General features: G+C 38.7%; 16 protein-coding genes and 1 tRNA gene. 8 read left to right on the top strand and 9 right to left on the bottom strand.

Going from position 1 to position 19,362, the window contains the following annotated elements; translation table 11 throughout:
• Positions 1-333: 333 nt before the first annotated feature.
• A complete protein-coding gene (locus tag ACZ5A8_RS04840) occupies positions 334-660 on the top strand; it encodes a GYD domain-containing protein (protein WP_464532536.1) in 327 nt (108 codons plus the stop codon).
• Between the two features lie 232 nt (positions 661-892).
• Here ACZ5A8_RS04840 and ACZ5A8_RS04845 read toward each other — a convergent pair whose 3' ends face one another.
• Positions 893-1,660 carry an SDR family oxidoreductase gene (locus ACZ5A8_RS04845; RefSeq protein WP_464532537.1) on the bottom strand — a complete coding sequence of 256 codons (768 nt, stop codon included), beginning with the start codon at positions 1,658-1,660 and terminating at the stop codon, positions 893-895.
• Between the two features lie 493 nt (positions 1,661-2,153).
• Between ACZ5A8_RS04845 and ACZ5A8_RS04850 the strand changes: the two genes are divergently transcribed.
• Together ACZ5A8_RS04850 and ACZ5A8_RS04855 are read left to right on the top strand one after the other, a co-directional pair.
• A complete protein-coding gene (locus tag ACZ5A8_RS04850) occupies positions 2,154-2,675 on the top strand; it encodes a hypothetical protein (protein ID WP_464532539.1) in 522 nt (173 codons plus the stop codon).
• A 231-nt stretch (positions 2,676-2,906) separates the two neighbouring features.
• Positions 2,907-3,350: a hypothetical protein gene (locus ACZ5A8_RS04855; RefSeq protein WP_464532540.1), complete on the top strand. Its 444-nt coding sequence runs from the start codon at positions 2,907-2,909 to the stop codon at positions 3,348-3,350.
• Between the two features lie 57 nt (positions 3,351-3,407).
• On the opposite strand, the gene ACZ5A8_RS04860 is transcribed toward ACZ5A8_RS04855, so the two are convergent.
• On the bottom strand, positions 3,408-3,608 hold the full coding sequence (locus ACZ5A8_RS04860) for a HepT-like ribonuclease domain-containing protein (protein ID WP_464534016.1): 201 nt from the start codon (positions 3,606-3,608) through the stop codon (positions 3,408-3,410).
• Positions 3,609-3,995: 387 nt separating this feature from the next.
• Here ACZ5A8_RS04860 and ACZ5A8_RS04865 point away from each other — a divergent pair, with 387 nt between their 5' ends.
• Complete coding sequence (locus ACZ5A8_RS04865) at positions 3,996-6,305, top strand: tetratricopeptide repeat protein (RefSeq protein WP_464532542.1); 2,310 nt, start codon at positions 3,996-3,998, stop codon at positions 6,303-6,305.
• The gene (locus tag ACZ5A8_RS04870) at positions 6,295-6,546 is read left to right on the top strand and encodes a hypothetical protein (RefSeq protein ID WP_464532544.1); all 252 of its coding nucleotides are present in this window, start codon (positions 6,295-6,297) and stop codon (positions 6,544-6,546) included. Before ACZ5A8_RS04865 ends, ACZ5A8_RS04870 begins: the two co-directional genes overlap by 11 nt.
• Before the next feature lie 53 nt (positions 6,547-6,599).
• Here ACZ5A8_RS04870 and ACZ5A8_RS04875 read toward each other — a convergent pair whose 3' ends face one another.
• On the bottom strand, positions 6,600-6,854 hold the full coding sequence (locus tag ACZ5A8_RS04875) for a type II toxin-antitoxin system MqsA family antitoxin (RefSeq protein ID WP_464532545.1): 255 nt from the start codon (positions 6,852-6,854) through the stop codon (positions 6,600-6,602).
• 30 nt (positions 6,855-6,884) lie between these two features.
• The gene (locus ACZ5A8_RS04880; RefSeq protein ID WP_464532546.1) at positions 6,885-7,550 is read right to left on the bottom strand and encodes a HepT-like ribonuclease domain-containing protein; all 666 of its coding nucleotides are present in this window, start codon (positions 7,548-7,550) and stop codon (positions 6,885-6,887) included.
• 341 nt (positions 7,551-7,891) lie between these two features.
• Here ACZ5A8_RS04880 and ACZ5A8_RS04885 point away from each other — a divergent pair, with 341 nt between their 5' ends.
• On the top strand, positions 7,892-9,400 hold the full coding sequence (locus ACZ5A8_RS04885) for a serine--tRNA ligase (RefSeq protein ID WP_464532548.1): 1,509 nt from the start codon (positions 7,892-7,894) through the stop codon (positions 9,398-9,400).
• A gap of 804 nt (positions 9,401-10,204) precedes the next feature.
• A complete protein-coding gene (locus ACZ5A8_RS04890) occupies positions 10,205-11,449 on the top strand; it encodes an IS110 family RNA-guided transposase (RefSeq protein ID WP_464530608.1) in 1,245 nt (414 codons plus the stop codon).
• 78 nt (positions 11,450-11,527) lie between these two features.
• Here the strand turns inward: ACZ5A8_RS04890 and ACZ5A8_RS04895 are convergent, their stop codons facing one another.
• The 4 genes from ACZ5A8_RS04895 to ACZ5A8_RS04910 form a co-directional block, all read right to left on the bottom strand.
• Positions 11,528-12,850 (bottom strand): MFS transporter, encoded by a 1,323-nt coding sequence (locus ACZ5A8_RS04895; protein WP_464532549.1) that lies wholly within the window; start codon positions 12,848-12,850, stop codon positions 11,528-11,530.
• A gap of 64 nt (positions 12,851-12,914) precedes the next feature.
• Positions 12,915-13,745 (bottom strand): MmRce1 family CPBP family CAAX prenyl protease, encoded by an 831-nt coding sequence (mmrce1, locus tag ACZ5A8_RS04900; RefSeq protein WP_464532551.1) that lies wholly within the window; start codon positions 13,743-13,745, stop codon positions 12,915-12,917.
• A 996-nt stretch (positions 13,746-14,741) separates the two neighbouring features.
• Complete coding sequence (locus ACZ5A8_RS04905; RefSeq protein ID WP_464532552.1) at positions 14,742-15,134, bottom strand: DUF1699 family protein; 393 nt, start codon at positions 15,132-15,134, stop codon at positions 14,742-14,744.
• A gap of 136 nt (positions 15,135-15,270) precedes the next feature.
• Positions 15,271-15,426, bottom strand: a complete 156-nt coding sequence (locus ACZ5A8_RS04910; RefSeq protein WP_464532553.1) for a hypothetical protein — start codon at positions 15,424-15,426, stop codon at positions 15,271-15,273.
• A 619-nt stretch (positions 15,427-16,045) separates the two neighbouring features.
• On the opposite strand from ACZ5A8_RS04910, the gene ACZ5A8_RS04915 reads away from it, so the two are divergent.
• Positions 16,046-17,371, top strand: coding sequence for a PKD domain-containing protein (locus ACZ5A8_RS04915; RefSeq protein ID WP_464532555.1), 1,326 nt, complete (start codon positions 16,046-16,048; stop codon positions 17,369-17,371).
• A 345-nt stretch (positions 17,372-17,716) separates the two neighbouring features.
• Here ACZ5A8_RS04915 and ACZ5A8_RS04920 read toward each other — a convergent pair.
• Positions 17,717-17,790 (bottom strand) — tRNA-Val (locus tag ACZ5A8_RS04920).
• Between the last annotated feature and the right edge of the window lie 1,572 nt (positions 17,791-19,362).

A 19,362-nucleotide genomic window follows, 5' to 3' on the forward strand; every position in this document is an offset into this window, starting at 1 on the left:
TTATTAGTTGTTTGTCCTTTGTGTCACAGGAAGTTACACTATGCTGATGTGAAATCTGAATTTTTAGATCCCGGATGGAAAATAACAATTGATGGTCAAGAACATATTATTAAGTGAACTGATTCCAGAACTGATTTTTTGTGTCCTTATCAAGTCTAACAGGAATTCTACTGCATCAGAACATACAGTCTTATTTATAAAATCCAGATATTTCCTTCTTTAGCAGGGCATTTGTTCCAAACTTAATCTCAATTTTATTTAAAACCTTTAATAGATATGTATATATTTTATCGCTCGAGATATTAAATTGAGTAATTTAGTGGAGGGGAATTAATGCAAGATTACCTGATTCAAATATCATTTGCGCCTGAAGCAGTAGCTGCGTTAGTAGCAAATCCTCAAAACCGTGAAGAAGTAGCCCGTTCTTTAATTGAAAGCGTTGGGGGAAAACTTAAAGGTTATTGGTTCGCACTTGGTGATTATGATGTGGTGGAAATCGCAACATTACCTGATGATGAGAGCGCAGTAGCCCTATCAATGGCTGTCTCAGCTGGAGGTGCTATAAAGGTGTTTAAGACTACACCGTTGCTATCGGTCGATGAAGGCATCGAGGCCATGAAGAAAGCATCGAAGCTGGAATACAAACCACCGGGCAAATGATTAAGAAAAAATCGCTTTTTCTTTTTTACCTTGCACTAATTAAGTAGAATGTGATATCTAAAATAAAAAAGGATAAACTGCCCGAGGGCAGCCGGAAAAAGAAACGCAACTCCTTTGAAAAAAGGCTGAAAAAAAGCTTACTTTTCAGTTTCTGGATAGATTTCCTTAACTCTTCCAACCTGACCATCCGTTAATTAAACTTTTATTCTGCGCGGATGAGTTTAAGGACTGGTTAAAGTGCTGTCCAGCCGCCGTCAACTGTAATTATCTGGCCTGTAATATACCTTGATGCCTCGGATGCAAGGTAAACAACTGTTGTATCCAGATCTCCAGACTTTCCTGCACGTCCCATAGGACACATAAATTCGATAATTTTTACAAATTCCGGATCAGCAACAACTCCTTCTGCCATTCCAAGAGCAAAATAACCGGGTCCGATTGCATTAACAGTAATGCCCTCTTTTGCCCATTCGGTTGCCAGAGACTTCGTGAGCATTAATACTCCGCCCTTTGTTGAGCAGTAGGCTGTAACTGGCATTCCTTTCATTGATACTGTTGAGTGAATTGATCCGATGTTAATGATTCTTCCGTATTTTTGCTTTAGCATTACTTTTCCGACTTCGCGGGCAAAGAAGAAGACGCCGTTCAGGTTGGTATTAATCATATTGTGCCACATTTCATCGGTTGTTTTGTCTGCAGCGTCAACAAGTCCGAGGCCTGCGTTGTTTACAAGGATATCAATTCTGCCGAAGTCTTTTTCTATCTGCTCTACAGCACTCTTAATCTGTTCTGTTTTCATTACGTCACATACGTAATAGCGGCAGGTTACACCAAGTTTTTCAATTTCCTTCTGTACTTCCTTTAATTTTTCTTCACGGCGTGCAACTATAGCAATACTTGCACCTTGATTTGCCAGAGCTCTCGCAAAATCTACTCCAAGACCTGAGGAAGCACCTGTTACAATGGCAACTCTTCCAGTTAAATCAAATAGATTTTTCATTTTGACCCTCCTTTAATTATTGTTTTAGCTACAGAGCCAATATTTTGGCTCTCTATAACCCTCTAAATTACATTTTTTATCAAAAATTTATAAAAATCCGGATTTGAAAACTGCCTCTTAATTTTTTATCCTAAAAAAACGAAGGAATACAGTATATTAAATTCAAAGGAGTATATTAAATTTGTTAATTTCAGATTAGAACTGCAGTATAATGGAATTTCTGTAAAATTTATAGTCACTATTTTTCGCGAGCTCATTCCAAAACCAGGTTTATTCTAAAACCAATAAGAATCTCGAAACTATTTTTCATAATTAGAAACTTGACTAGTTATTTAATTTAGAGAAGCAACTTTGAGTTTTGGGTTGGGCTCTATAATATTGGTCTCCTAACCCTGATATGGGCTTCCTAACCCTGTTCATTCTCTCTAAAATTTCGGCTTTGTATCCTCGAAAGAAACAAATACTGTTATATTTATTACTTATTGGGAATTTTATGAATAATCTGAATAAAAGAGTCAAAAAATACACAGTATTCTTTTTTATTGGGATTTCCACATTTTACCTGAGTGGTTATATACTCAGAGGAATACATGCTCCAAGATCGATTTATCTGATGCTTCTGATTTATTGGACTCTTTTTGCGACTGGAGTGCTGGTTATAAGGGATTTCTCGCCCAGTTTTATCCTTAAGGGATTTGCTATCTCTTTTGGAGCCCTCTTTCTGATATCTGCGGGCTTTTTTGTTCTTGGGGCTTATAACCATATGGACTCAGCCGAATACTGGATCGGAGCCGAAAAACTGGGAACAGTACCCGAAAAATATGCTGTTGTCACTGAAAGTGAAATAGTAGAGTATCCGGCTTTGGAGAGAGCACTCAAGACTGCAGAACAGGATTTTAGAATTGATTCCACTGAATGGAAGCAGGTAGAAGAGTTTCTTCATTTAAAAGAGTCGGACGTAATTAAAGTGGGGGAGGATTACTATCAGGTACATCTATCAATGTCTGTTGCTTGAGTAACTGAAGATCAATCCAGACTTTATTCATGAGCTGACCCCAAAACTTAAATCTACTTTTCTAATCCTCTATTTTGAAATAGCCAATTGAGTTTCTGATCAGGAAAGTATTTCTGAAACTTTTCTAAATAAAGGAATAAAAATTGTTTTTGGGATAGGCTCGTTAATAAAAAAGGAAAAATTTGTCAGACATATGCGGAAGGTCAGAAGCATCTCAGAGGAAGCTGGATTATGGATAATATCGATAAGAAACTGGAAGATTTTTTTAGAGAATATGAGACCCGATTTAATAAGTCACTGGTCGGGAAAATTGATGTTGAAGAGACTGCAAATTCATTTACAGACTGTTTTATTGAGGCTAATCCCTTCGGGGTTCTATGCGGTAAGAATGATGAGCAATTTCGTACTGTGATTACTCAAGGGTATGAATTTTACAGGAGCATCGGGACAAAGTCCATGAGCATTGATTCAGTTAAGGTATCTTCTTTAGACGAATACCATTCAATGGCAAAAGTACACTGGCATTCATTTTACAACAGAAAAGACGGAAGAGAAGAATTAATTGAGTTTGATGTAATTTATTTTGTTCAAATAATAGATGAAAAGCCGAAAATTTTTGCTTATATTACGAGTGATGAGCAGGGAGTATTACGCGAAAAAGGCCTTATTCCTTAAAATCTTCTTATATTTAAATTTCGAATGATCATCTAGTTCCTGACCGTGAAAACAATTCTAAAAACGTTCAATGAGTGAGAATAAAGTGAGTTTTGGGGTGAGCTCTTTAGCAGTAGCCCGGACAAGGCCGTAATTCATATTAAAATAGGCATGTATCAGGCGGTCTCTCATACCTGCCATACCTCTCCAGTCCAGGTCTGGAGCTAGTAACTTTCTATCCGGGGGAATATCTTTTGATACCTCTCCAGCACCATTAATTGATGGACAACTGCACTCCTGGTTTTTTCATTCTTCAAAAAAGTCTCTTTTTCCATACTCTGTACGAAGTCCTTTATAGTTCTGTCAACTTCGGGCATTATAGAAAGATCTAGAAGCTGAGATCTTATACCCGCACCAGCTCTTTTAACACCTCATCCTCCCTTATCGGGTAGAGTGCTCTTTCCGAAACAATATCCATCGAAATCTCAACAGGTCTTCAAGATGATCCAGGCTTCAAGATGATCCCGGCCTACAGGATCAAAAGGAGTCCCATTATCCAAACCTTACCAGGATATCAACATCGCTCCCCTCTTTTTCCTCCTTGCGGGCTTATGAGTTGAAAATTCGGGGTTATATTATAAATATCCGGTTTTCAATCTATCTCTTATGTCCAGGCAGCTTGTAGATTCAATATACCGGATTTTCGATAATACTATATTGCAGGTTGAGAAGGGGCAGTACAAAAAGGCGCTCGAAAACCTTGCAAAGGCTGAAAGGCTTTCGGAGAAGGCAAATAAGCCGGAATTATTGTGCCAGACCTTGCTGTTGAAAGGAAGGGCTCTGCTTGCCCTAAAGAGGCAGGAAGAAGCCCTGGTTGAGTTCCAGAGGCTGCTGGAGCTTTCCGTCCCTCTCTTTCTGGAAAACGTAGAAGATACTGATTATCAGTACTTTGTCTACAATTCTATAGGTTTTACTGCAAAAACGCTTGAGGAAATTGGCAATATTTCAAAAACAAAAGAATCTCTTTCCAGGAATGAAAAATTCTTCGAGAAAATCTTTGCTGCGTTTGAAGAACTGCTTTCAAAGGAGCCGAAGAATTTTGAATCCATTAGAAATTATTTGAGAACGCTGGAAAATGTCCGGGCCTATTACTTGAGAGCCCAGCAGTTTGAAAAGCAGACTCCGCTCATAGGCAGGATCGTGCAAAATTACGGGAAAATTTTTGAAATCGAGTCCACAGAAGAGGAATTGTTTGATACCCTGCACACCTTAATTGGAGAATTTAAGAATTATTACCTGGTTTTCAGGAAGCCTGGGGAGGCAAAAGAGGTCTTCGCGCAGGCTGAAAAAGTCTATACAGGAGTCCTCGAAAAAGAACCTGGGAACAGCTTAGCCTTCGGAGACCTCATATCCCTGTATGAAGAGTTTGGGGACCTGTACTCAAAAATGGGGGACATCGAGAAAACTGAAGAAACTTTCCTGAAGGCTCTCAAAGTCCTGGACGAAAAGATCCGGAAGCAGCCAGTGGACATTCCTGACATCAGGAAGAAGAGTGAAATCCTCCGGGTCCTCAGCAGAGCCTTTTCTCAGAAAGGCGAACTTGAAAAAGCGGGTCAATATGCTGAAAAAGCCCTCGAAATCCTCAGAGAATTGCCAGGAAAAAAACCTGGGGACCTGGACTATCAATATGAGATTTCTGATGACCTTACCGAACTTGGGGAATTGTTTGGAGAGATCGGGGATATAGAACATGCAAAAGAGTGCCGTATGCAGGAAATCGAAATCTACAGGAACATACTCGAAAAAGACCACGAGGACCTGGTAAGTGTAGCGAATATAGCCGCTGCCTTTGACCAGATCGGGCACCTTCACGCAGGAAATGGGGAAACGGAGACTGCAAAACAGTATTATGAACAGGGAATTGAAACCTATGAAAAACTGCTTGAATCCGATCCCGGAAATCCCGAATCTGAAATAGGCATTGCAAATTCCCTAAATTATATTGGAGAACTGTACAATTACCTCGAACCTGAAACCGCCCGCCGTTACTTTGAAGAAGCTCTCGTCATAAACGAAAAAGTGGCGGAACTTTTCCCGGAAGGTTCCGATTACAGGGAAGAGCTCATCTATACCCTGAAAAACCTCGCATCCTTAAATATCAGGCAAGAACAGTATGAAAGCGCAATTCGGTTGCATGAGCGCATTATAGAGCTCCGCCTGGAAATGGTCAGGAAAAATCCGGGGGACTCGGAGCATGAAAAAGCTATGGGCTCTTCTTACAGTGAACTCGGGCTCCTTCTCGAAAGGGCAGAAAAGCCTGAACTTGCAAAGCAGCAGTATTCAAAAGCAGTAGAAGCTTTCAGGAAGGTCCTGCAAAATGAAGACGAAGACCCCCTCACAAAAGACCTGCTGGCAATGAACCTCCGGATGCAGATATCTCTCTTCACCCGTGCAAAAAAGTACCACGTCGCAAAAGAATACCTGGACCTTGTCCGTGATTACTACGAAAAATTATACGAAAATGACCCTGAAAGCCCGAAAAATTGGAAAAGCCTTTATGAGATTCGGCTCCTTGAAGGGGTTTTACATGAATCCATGAAAAATTACGGGATGGCTGCTGAAAGGTATGAATCAATGTTCCCTATTCTTAAGAAACACCTGAAATCCGATCCTGAAAATCTTGAATATCAGGCAAAAACTAACATCGCATATACCCAGCTCGGCATTGTTTACCTTTTAGCAGATGAACCCGAAAAATCAAAAGGTGCCTTTGAAAAAGCCCTGTCCATAAGCGCAAATCTGCTTGAAAAAGATCCGGAAAATCCCGTCTACATAAGAGATGCAATTGCGACATTTGAGGAATATGCGAAGTTACTCAAAAAACTGGATCGGAATGAAGAATCAGAGGAATACAGCGCAAAAGCTGAAGAACTAAAAGAGAAATTGGGGGAAGAGATCCCCGAAAATGACCTCTGATTTCCATAATAATCAGGGTGTAATTTGCTGTCTGGAAATCTTTATTGTTCAGGGGGCAGGTCGGTCGCTTCGTATCGTGACACTGTCGACTGCTGGGGAATATGAAGTAGGAGCTGCTGGAAAAATGGGTAATAAACAGCCCTGTCTTCAGATAATTCTCTTGAAAAACGGGGTGGCTGGAATACCTGCTTCAATTGGTTTCGTCCTGCACAAATTATTGCTTGCCCGGGTTTTAAAATAGAGGCGAAATAAATCATCGAATTTGATGGTAGTAATGAGTAAACGTGAAAAAAATCACGCAACAATTTCATTTAAGCTTAGCTCCCCGGCAGCCACGGGATGCAGGAGTAGTTTGGACTCATGAAACATTTTCATGACGATATCGATTTTTCTTGAAACCTCTGAAGTATAATATGCGTCCCCGCAGTTCTCGCAGACATAGGCTGAAATGTCTTTAATGGCGATGATCTGCTCTCCGACTTTTACAACGAGCTCGGTCTCGCCTTCTGAGATTTTTCCCCTATAGAATGTACACCTGTCAGGCTTCATTTCACTCCCCTCTGATTTCTATTCTTTGCGTTATAATCTCTGGTTGCTGGAATTCAGCTCATCAAACAATTTCTCAATTGTTTGCTCAAGCACGGGGATGTCTTTTATTGCAGTATCCCAAACGCGGTCATAATCTATATCAAAATAAGTACATATCAGGTGGTCTCGTATGTATATTATATCTTCCCAATCAATTTCAGGAGACAGAGACCTTATGTCGTCAGAAACGGATTTTGTGGCTTCACCTATGATCTCAAGCTGGAGTACGACTGCATCCTTTGTTTTATTATCGTCCAGAAAAGTGTCTTTGTCCATCTCTCCTGTGAACTTTTTTATATTTCTGGCAGCTTTGAGCATCTCGCACAGGTAAAGAAGAGGGGATTTCATACCCCCGGCAGTTCCCTTTAATATATCATTTCTAATTATCGGGTTAAAGCCTCTTTCGGAAACAACATCGACGGAAACTCCAAACAGGTCTTCAAGGTAAAACTCAAGCGCTGTAAAGTCAAAAAGGTTCGCTCCTTCCCCGAACCTCACCAGGACATCAATATCGCTTCCTTCCTTTTCCTCGCCTCGGGCGTATGAGCCAAAAATTTCAACGACTTCAGCTTTGAATTTTTCTTTAATTTCGTTCTTTCTTTCCAGGATAAGAAGCCGGATGTGGTTAACGTCGATATGTGTTTCTTTGGTTTTCATAATATCCTTATCCTGTATCTTTAATTTCTCACTTCTTATTTGAAACTCTGGTTTGCAATCTTATCCAGTTGTATAATGTATTACATGTTAAATAGACATTATAAATATCCGCATGTTTACCAGTCAACAGCAGAATCTAAATATTTATATAGTTGCTAATTTCTCTTTTAACTAAAAAACTACAACCAGTACAGGTATCTATATCTAATTTTACATCCGAACTATAGGCACCTGCTATTATAGAATAAGCATTTATCTCCAGAATAGGCGTTTAAATTCTGCTGACATCCTTTCCAGACTCACAACCACACTATTCAATACAACTAAAAGAGGCTCAAACCTTGGAATTACAGTTCAAACTCAAAGCTTACTTTAAAACAGGTGCAGACCCCACTCCTGCAGAGGAAGCTGTGGCTACGCTTTTTGAAGAGGCAAACAATACTCTTCTTACCAGAGGTGCCCCTGAAGGGCAGGGAGCAAAAATTACGGAATGGAAGCTCGGGGAAGACAGGATCGAGCTTACCCTGGAGTCCGGAAGGTATGTCAGGGTTCATGATGCCGTCCTGCGGCTGAAGAAAGTGCTTTCCGAGGAACTCGGGAAGAAGTACAGGATAGGGATCAGGGGAATTGAGGTCGAATCTTTTACCATTCAAGTGCCGACAGATCACGAACTCAGGATGCTGAAGGTTCCTTACATAAAGGGAATGGAAAATATCGAAGGCGGGATCATGCTCGAGCTTGAAGTAGGGGAGGCTGAGATGAAGAACCGGGTGCCGGACCGCATCCTTACTCTGCTTGAAGAAAAAATCGAGGCTGCCCAGTACGGGGCAAAGGCTGAGCACTGGAACCTGATCTGGCAGAGAGAGCCTATGGAGCACCCCTTCAAAGAAGACCCTACCCAGGCGATGATGAAAGAAGGCTGGCTCAAAAGGGGAGCAAGCCGCGGTCAGTGGATCCACGGGCCTCAATCCACAAAGGTCTTCCGGACTTTCGAAAAGATCGTTTTTGACGAACTACTTGAGCCCCTCGGGTACAGGGAGATGATCTTCCCGAAGCTGGTCACCTGGGAGGTCTGGATGAAGTCCGGGCATGCCAAAGGAGTATACCCTGAGATTTACTACGTCTGCCCTCCGCAGACAAGGGATCCTGATTACTGGGAAGAGGTTGCAGACTATTACAAGGTAACCCACGAGGTTCCGACAAAGCTCATTAAAGAAAAAATCGGGGAACCCATAGGCGGTATGTGTTACGCCCAGTGCCCGCCTTTCTGGATGTATGTTGCAGGTGAAACTCTTCCGAATGACGGGATTCCTGTAAAGGTCTTTGACAGGTCCGGGACCTCGCACAGGTACGAAAGCGGTGGGATCCACGGAATTGAAAGGGTAGATGAGTTCCACAGGATAGAAATCGTCTGGATAGGGACAAAGGAAGAGGTAATAAGGTGTGCGGAAGAGCTACACGCGCGCTACATGCATATCTTCAATGACATCCTGGACATTGAATGGAGAAAAGCAAGGGTTACTCCCTGGTTCATGGCACAGGAAGGGCTGCTCGGGCTTGCCGAAGGAAATGCTGTAGGGACAACTGACTATGAAGCCTGCCTGCCTTATCGCGGGGAAAACGCCGAATGGCTCGAGTTCCAGAACGTTAGCATCAACGGGGACAAGTATCCGAAAGGCTTCAATGTAAAGCTGCAGTCCGGAGAAGAACTCTGGTCCGGGTGCTCGGGGGTCGGGCTTGAAAGGTGGGCTGCGGTCTTCCTTGCGCAGAAAGGGCTTGACCCGGAAAACTGGCCTGAAGAGTTCAGGAAGAGAGTGGGCGAAATGCCAGCAGGAATTCGCTTCCTCTGAATTTCTTTCATTTTTCTTTTTATTTTCTTTTTAATTTTTTTTAACCCATTTTTTTTCTTTGTTTTCTTTTTAACTGAGCTTATGCCATTTTAGTTAATAGCCCTTATTTTGGAATAATGGATGTTAAAAAGATCTATTTTTTTAAAAAATTAGACTAAAACACTTTAATTTCAATTTAAAGGTAAATAGAATGGATTATACCTAATTAAACCAATATTATGTCGCCAAACAAATAATTGGGCTTTAAAAAGGTATAATCCATGATAAAGATTATTACAAAAGGATATAAGTACTTATTGACTCAAATCGACGATTTTTTAGGGTCTGCACGTACCATTGTTATAAGTCTTAAGAGTATTAAAGGCAGAAAAGAATACGAACAGCTTTTTGGTCGAAAATTGGACGATCAAAAGACAAATATTAAAATCCGTATCATATCTCTAAAACAGTCAAGACTCACAGATTTTATAAGCAATCTTTTTGAAAAATCGATGTCTATATACTCTATTTTCGATCCGATGTTGAGTGAATATTCTAACTTAAAGATCCTTTTCATTGAGAAAACGCACATGATATTCTTTGAATAACATGCACAACTAAATGAAAGTACTTTACCCCACTTTTTTGGCTATTGAATTCCTTATTACTTTGGGCAGTAAGGTTGTCCTAATTTTGGTTTTTCAAAACCGTCAGAAAACTAATCAGTGAATTGCCATCGAAGGCTCAAGTGTGACTTTGATCACGGATGCTAAATTGGCCTTTGAGGCAATTCCACTGCCCAAATAAATTGGGTGATATTATTTGATGATTGAAGTCATAAACAAAGCTTGTGGTTTAGACATTCACAAACTCTTTTTCATTGCTACAATTCTCAGTAGATCTGGTGAAAAACAACAGCAGCGTTTCGACAGAGATGATGAGGGAATTTTAGCCCTTAAAAATTGGGTAATATCAGAAAAATGTAATGTTGTTGCATGTGAATCAACAAGTGACTTTTGGGTTCCTGTCCATGATTCTTTGATAAAGCATCTACCGGTGATAGTTGGAAATGCGCGAGATATGAAGGTATTTACACATAAAAAAACAGATAAGATTGATTCAGAAGTCATTGCACAACTTGCACTTAATAATATGATTCAGCCATCAAGAGTTTTTCCAAAGGATCATAGAGATTTTAGATCATATGTTCGACTTCGGTTAACACTTGTACAAAAAAGAACAGATCTAAAAAATAAAGCTCACTCAATTCTTGCATCTGAAATGTTAAACCTGAAGAATGTGCTGACAGACATTTTCGGCAAGAATGGCAGAATGATCTTATCAGGAATCTCTTCAGGTAAGACTGTTGACCAGATTATCGCAAGTCTTTCTCCAAATGTTCGTAAAAAAAGTGATCAAATCAGAGAAATTCTTGAGCGAGAAATCTCTCAAAGTGCTGCATTCAGACTTCAGATCTGTCTAAAACTCATAAAAAGTCTTGATGATGAGATCGAAGCTTTAGAAAAAGAAATTTTCAATTATGCTTATAGAAATCATAAGCGAGAAATGGAGATTTTAATGTCAGTTCCAGGTATAGGAGAACTTGGTGCGGCAATTCTACTTGCTGAAATAGGCAATTTCAAGGATTTTTCTTCTGGAGATAAGCTTGCTTCTTGGCTTGGTCTGGTTCCTAATGTGTATCAATCTGCAGATAAATACCACAACGGAAGAATCACAAAGAGAGGATCAAAGAGAGCAAGATGGATTCTGACGCAGATTGCTCAAGCAGCGGCAAGAAAGAATAACAGTAAGTTAAAAGAGTTTTTTAACAGGAAAAAGAAGTCAATTGGACATGCAAAGGCAATTATTGCCTTGGCAAGGAAAATTGCAACGATAATATGGCATCTTATTACGAATGATGAGATGTACGAAGATGAAACTGGATATAAAAAAAGGGAAATTCAAAAGAGAAAGATTGTTGAGACCGAGATATTCTCAGTTGATGAACGAATAAAAATAATTAGTGAAATATTTGCAATAACGCGAAAAGAGGATGAAGAGAGCATGTGAGGAAGATATCCTCATGTACTTTCATGCTAAATTAGGCACACCGCCATCAAAAGTAGAGTAAAAGGATATAGAGTAATTTTACAGAGAAATTGGCACACTACCTATATTACCTTGATCTTCAATATCTTCCAATATTTTTATTTTATTATTTCGCCAAATAAACAGAGCAATCATGGAAATCATTAGTCCGGAAATTATAAACATTAAGGCAATTCCCCTACCTTTTCCTGTTCCGACAATAAAACCAGCTGTTTCAACCAGCAAACCGTCCAATTCTAAAAGTGGATTGAAAATTTTATCTGCTAAAAAGCCTGCTACTGCAAAAGCTACTATGGAGCCAAGATAAGTAATCGTAGAAATAATTGACCAAACGCGTCCCTGTTTACTGTTGTCAATGTTTTTTCGAATTAAAACTTCAATAGAGGTGTTAATAAAAGGCAGGGTGGCAAAAAACGTAAATCCTGCTAAAGTAATAAAGATTATATTTGTTGAGAGTCCAAGGTTGGCAAAAAATATGCCTGAGATGAATAACGAGACAGATAATGTTTTTACATGTTTGTTTTTGCTGCCGAATACTCCAATAAACAGGCTTCCGATCAGTATACCCGTTGCACAGATTGATTGAGATATTCCCACCGTTTTTACGGTCGTTAAATTTAGCAGCATCGGAATAAAAAGAGATTGAAGCAATCCAACAAAAAAGAGTATGAGCATGGTAGTAATAACCAAGTTAACTACACCTTTATTTTTTGAAAATTCCTGGATACCCTCTTTAAAGTCATCTATGGTCTTTTTTTCTGATTGCTTTATTGCTGTTCTGCCCAGAGTTTTTCTTACCCAGATAACAATAGAACTGGCAATTAAGAGAGTGCTAATATCGATTAAAAAAATAAATTTGATATCAATTATTGTTAATAAAATTCCGGCTAAAAGAGGGGAAATTAAATATTGAGCTGAACCTGCTAATTGCATTAATCCGCTTGCCTTAGCATATTGAGTTTCGGGTAGAAGGTCAGTAATTAAGGCCTTATAGGCTGGTTCCTGAAAAGCTGAAAAAATAGAACTGGTTGCAATCCCAAGATAAATTTGCCAGAGTTCGATATTGCCTTTTAGCATTATAAGAAATATGAAGAGAAGACCAAGCGTTGCTCCCAAATCACCGACAACCATCATTAGGCGTCTGTCGTAGCGGTCTGCCAGTATCCCTCCATAGGGTTTTAGCATGAGGGGCGGTAAAAAAACACACATTAGTATAAAAACATAGCTTGAAGCTGTATCGGTTTGCTGGTATACATATATTCCTAAGGAAAAAATAGTAAGACCGGTACCTATTATTGAGATGAATTGTCCAAACCAGATAAAAAGGAATTTGGAATAAAGATTTTCTGTTTTATTTGTCATTTTGTTGCCTTTTACTTTTCATGAAAAAATCTTAATGAACCAGCAGTAAATCTTATGCGAACCATCAGTTAGCTTCAGTAGTAAGATGCTCTTTCGAAAAAAACAACTTTTTGTCTGATGCAATAATAACCGCGGCAACAGCAATGAGAACCACAGTTTCGATACATTTTGTCGTCTGAGATATAGTCAGTGCCTCCTGTGAAATATTAACAATAAAGTGAAAGAAGATCGCCGCAGGGATACTTTTTCCGTTTTTAATGCAGATCCAGCTGATAAGCACTCCCATAGGGATAATACCGACAAAAAAATTCACACCATACCAGATGTTTTCGTGAAAGATCATATACTGATAGGAATTATTGACAAATATCAGCGGAAAGTGCCAGAGCGACCAGAGTATACCGAAAATAACCGATGCCTTAAGGTATGTGTACCGGCTCTGCAGGCTGTCAAAGGCATATCCTCTCCACCCAAGCTCTTCAAAAACTGCGGCAAGCACAAGAAGAAACAGGACAGGGACAAAGCCTGAAAAGGAGAACTCTTCTGCAAGTTGAAACTGCGAAATCGACCCCCCGAATGGAAGCGAAAGGAAGATGGAGGCCAGAACAGTAAGCGGCATTATTAAAAAAAATAACGGTAGCATTTTTGGTCTTATCAGTCTGAAATTGATAAGCCGGTTGACAAAATCTTTTTTTAGATCCGAATTTTTAGACTTAGAGATTATAACAAGAGAGATAAGAAAAGGCGCCATCAGTCCAGGCAGCATAAGTAACATATACAGCCCGCTTTTATCGTCCTGAAAACTTACATAGGACCCTGCAAACCAGAGAGTATACGTTACAAGAAAAGTTATAGAAAAATAGAATAATGGTCTGTATTTATAGTTAGAAATCATTGATCCTCAAAATTTAACGGGCATGGGATTTGTTCTTATTTTTATATTTAACCGAACTATGAAGGCATATATACTTTCTGATCGAATATGAGAGCATTACTACTGAGAATATATACTTTCCTATTTTAGCTATTGTAACTGTAAACAACTTTATGATATCCCTGATTTCCTACTGATTTTGGCAAATATGAAGGATTAATGAGATTGATGCCAACAACTTGCTGAAAGCTCTTGTAAACTACAGGCTTATAGATACTTTAGCTTAGAGATAATTTTCAGCATAAATAAAGCTCATGAGTGGGCTAACTGCGGCAGAGTCCTTGATATTTTTGGTCTCGAAGAACTCAGTGAGAGGACTGTACAGGGTTCCTGAAACCCGGGAAATGATCGTGAAACTATTATTTCCGGCACCTTGGATAGACTGTTTGCCAGATCGACTTTGAATATACGAATATTAATAAGGACAAATAATAAGGTCACTATTGATCCTGAACCTTTCAGGAAGCTTTCGATTCCTGCCAACTGTTCCTGCATATCTTTACTTCCTGCATTTGTCTCATGACTTATCCCGCTTTAGAGTCAAGCTCCTCCGTTTGGAGCTTTTTAGAAAAATCGAATAGTTGGCACTACCTTGTTTAACCTGTGTTTATAATTACTCATGATGAAGACTTGACAGTGAAATACAGATTAGACAAAGGTTATACAACCATTGTATAAATCTGAGTTAGAAACTCGTCTTAACGTAACAGAGGAGAAGTTAAAAATGACATCAAAAAGGTTAGTGCGAGAGGTACGATTAGAACTGCAAATTCATATGAGAATGAGTTCTGACCTATTGCCTTTGATATCTGGCAAGTAATCAATCGAAAAAGCCATAAAAGAAAGTTAAATTGGAGATTAGATTAAAATGATGTGGAATCGATGAGCTGTTCAATCTAATCTCCAGCTGAGTCTTAGGGTCCATACCTTATCCCTGCGGATCAGGCACTTATTTCCTTATTTCAGTATATAGCCGACCATTGCAGGGTTCAGCTTGCTTTCCCTTGAGACTTTTTTCTCAATCTCCTCAACGGCTTTGCCTTCGTTCTTCATTTCCTTTATTTTTTCAATTATTGAGGATGAAATGCTGTAATATTCATTGATATCCTTCCTGTGCCCCCAGACATCTCCTTCAAGAAGCTGGACTCTCTGCATCTGAAGGAACATCTCTATGGACTTTGAGACTGTAGCCATGTATGATTTTGGTAACTGAATTACCTCAATCTTCGGACATGTTTCTACCAGTCCAAAGATATCCTTGTTAGAAGGCCTGAAAGCCAGGTGAACAAGACGCTCATTCGGATTAAGTGTGAAAATTTCTTCTCTGGAACTGACTACTCTTATTCTCATAGTTTTCCCCCACTGTTAAGTAATCTCTTGATTTAAGTTGGTTTTAGTTTTAGTTGCTTAGTTTCATTAGTATTCAATTGATTTTGGTAAAAGGAAAAGCAAAGAAATTATACTTTTTCCCGTGAAATGGAACAGTTTATACAGGTAAGGTAGAGGAAACTTTCCCACTGCTAATTTTCCCCTGGGCCATTGAAAGGCATTCAAGCGTGCAGTAGATTGCTTTTTTCTCAACCTTTTCCAGGACTACAAACTCATGCCCACAAATTGGACATGTTTTAGTTACGTACTCCATAAATTTCACCTACTTTTTTTCCCACTGTTGGGTTCTTCTTTACTTGTACTTTGATAACAAGTACACAAACTTTCTATAAATAGTTATCTTAATGAACTAACATTATTTAGATAGTATTTTGGAAATATGGGTGGTATCATATAGTTAGATGAGTATATTAAATCCCAAAAAAGAAATGAAATAACCCCTAGCAGGTTAGTTTTCCCATATTCGCTTCAATTTTTAACAATATTTTTTCATTAAATTAATTTCAAAGTCGTGATTAAATATTTTTACGAGTATTTTTCTTTTACCTTCAACCCTTAATGAGACTATCTTCACAAGTTTAAGTCTAAGAGAAAAGGTATCACTCTTTTTTGCCTGACTGCCAGGATACATACGTAGGAATCTTTAATTTGTGAATTTCGACCCTAGGTACCTGATCAGACTACAAACTTCTCCAGATACAGTTTCAAAATCCAATCACGGCATACAATTCATTTTCTTCTTTTGAATAAATATTCCCTAATTAAAATATATCTAGCCCAACTTTGAGAAAAGATTTAAAATCTATCAACGTGTAATCAGTTTAATTATTTTTTCAACGTCGAATAAAATAAAGATAAGTCGGGGGAAATTAATGAGGAATAAAGGGAAGTTATATTCAACCGCTTTAGCTTTAATTACCTTTATTTTAGTTTTTTTAACTTCCATTTCATGTATGGCTTCTACAGCCTTCGCAGAGAGTGCAGATGGTCAGTTAACTTTAGCTGAGACCCAAATAACTAATAATCCATCATGGAAGGAAGATCCTGTTATCTACGGTGACAGAATAGTGTGGGTGGACTATCGTGAAGGGAAGATACAAGTTTACATGTACAATCTCTCATCTTCCAACGAAACTCAAGTAGTTACAACCTCATCGAGGCAGGAAGATCCTAGAATTTACGGGAATAGAATAATCTGGGTAGATGATAGAAATGATGACTACGACATCTACATGTATGATCTCTTGACCTCCAAGGAAACTCAGATAACTACCAATAAATCAGACCAGTATTTCCCTGCTATCTATGAAGATAAAGTAGTTTGGACAGATGACCGAAATAGAAATCAAGATATATACATGTATGATCTCTCAAATTCCAAGGAAATACAAATTACGACAAACGGATCAAGTCAGGCACTTCCTGCTATTTATGGTGATAAGATAGTCTGGCAGGATCAGCGAAATGGAAACTGGGATATATACATGTATGATCTCTCAAATTCTAAAGAAAGTCAGATAACCACCAACAAATCAGATCAGCATTCCCCTGATGCCTACAAAGACAGAGTATTTTGGGAAGATGAACGTAGTGGTCAAATATTTAACGATATTTACATGTACAATGTCTCTACTTCAACTGAAACTCAGATAGCCGCATCTAAATCGGTTAAGACGTACTATGATATTTACGAGAACAGAATTGTATGGCAAGATGAGCGTAATGGTAATCAAGATATTTACATGTACGATCTGTCAACCTTTAATGAGACTCAAATTACTACCAATGAATCAAATCAGTTGAAACCTGCTATTTACGGCAATAGAATAGTATGGCAAGATAGTCGCAATGGAAACTACGAAATCTATATGTGCACTATTTTGGAGGAGGGGCAGAGACAAGAGCCTATTGCAAACTTTAGCAGTAATGTTACTGCAGGTTATGTTCCTCTTAATGTTCAGTTCATTGACCTTTCGCAAAATGCAGTATCAAGAAGCTGGGACTTTGGAGATGGAGCTAATTCTACTCTACAAAATCCAGCTCACATTTATTCTGCATCAGGAACTTATACAGTTAATCTGACAGTTAGCAATGCAAGTGGCTCTGTATCAAAACTGGGCACAATAAATGTTCTGCAACCTTCTGTTTATGCCACATCAGAGTTAATTACTATTCTTCTTCTACATGATGGAAAATAGAAAGTTACATAAATATTTGGTAACTATTATTGGACGTCATAGAGGTCAAAAAATGAAGCTGTTAGGTAAGTCCAAGGTAATGAAACATAAGGTAAAACCAGAAATTACATATCCTTTAGTAAGGCTGCCACAATCGGAAGTAGATTTTGCTGGAGAAACTGCTCATATTTTCAAAACAGAATACAATGGTAAGCCTGTTTATGTAATTGCCCTTGAAGAAGAGCTTAACTGTGAACTTAAAGTTACACAACCAGAAACAAAATCTGACCTAGAAACGAGAGTTGAAGCATTAAAAAAGAAGCTCGATCTGCACTTAGAATTAGAAAAGAAGGATGATAAAGAGAGTGGGCCCGCTGAGATTCGAACTCAGGATCCCCGCCGTGTAAAGGCGATGTCATGACCGACTAGACCACGAGCCCAGTTTGCTGTTAACTACATTTTTAAGATAATTACTTACAAGCAGTTGCTTGAAATGCAAATCCAACATGTCACTAGTTATATATATGTCTTTTGTTCGGAGAAGACTTTAAAACATTATCAACAATGAGAAAATCCACATATACCCTGATTTTCACTATTAGTTGAATAAAAGGCTGGGGTAAGCTGAGAGATATGCATTTAAGCAGGTTTTTCGAGAGTGTGGAAAGTCCTGCGTTTGTAGAAGTGAGGATGAAAACGGAATATTCTTTGAGCACTTTAGCGATAGAATTCGTATAGCAAAATATATTATAAAAGATTAGCACGTTTTGTTATGTGAGCCTCTCTTTTATACATACCCATTATAGAAGGTCTATTTTATAAGATTTAATTAGTTTAATATTTAAAATACTTTTTGTGGGTTCAGAAGAGAGGATTGAGAACTTCGTTTACGGTTTTCTACGATTCAGGGCGCAGAACGGGTGAATTCAGAGCGTGTAAGGTCAAGCATGTCAAATGCTGTGTTTCGACATATAACTTGAAACCAGTATACTGGACAAATGGTTATACAAGCTACAGTTTAGAAATAAACAAACTGTATACTGAGCAAAGAAGTTATTAGACCACGCAATAGAATTCTCAGATAATAAATTTGAGAAGGATTACATGACCTGACAAGGGAGGGATATTGCGACTGGTGTGATACAGCCCGAACAGCCTCTGCTTTCTCAGCAGAAAGTTGTTACATCATCGGTTTGAAAACAGAATTTTTGTCGTTTAAAACCAATGGATATATAAAGGATTAAACTCGTTTTCGGCACACGGTAAGCATTATATATAAGGAAAATTATTTACCTTTTGCAGCCGCCTGAAGATAATCCCAACCCCCAACACCCCAATTCATACTTCCCCAACTAAGAACAAGCTTTTTTTATAGGCGGCTGTTCCTCAACTTCATCACTTGACGTTTTCTCTCATATCAAGTTCAGGGACAAAATCAACTGGTGTTCTGATTGAATAATAAATATTTCTCCTTCGGAGCTGGTTTTCCTTAATTCGTTGTTAATTTTCATCGAAAAAAGAAAGAAATAAAGCATGGATCGTATTTTCGAACCGAAAAGCATTTCCAAGAAATCTTGTTGAGATGTGAGGCGGACAAAGAAGTCCTTGATGTTCTCAAGAAATCTGGAGATTAAGTCCCGGAAGGATTCACCTTTTTTGCGCCAGCCCTTTTTGTTTTCATCCCTGAGAAGGTGTAGTAAAAATATATAAAAGTAGAGAAAAATGATCATTTGTTGGAGTTTCCTGCCCAAGTTACAACCTCAGGTGGAGAGGTCTGTCCACACAATTAAGTGAGCAGAAAAACATAACAGTTATTACTTAAATTTTTGTACGCCGTTTAAATGTTAGAGAAATGGGCAGTTCAAAATAGAATCAATTCTAAGGCGATTTAAGCCCGTCTTCCATCCTGTCTCACCCCCACACTTTCCACATTGAAGAAGCCCGTTATTACTTCTTATGGATACCCGGCTCAGAAGAATACTGATATTTTCAAACTTGATTTAGGAGTAGTA

The sequence above is a fragment of the Methanosarcina subterranea genome, from assembly GCF_055385895.1.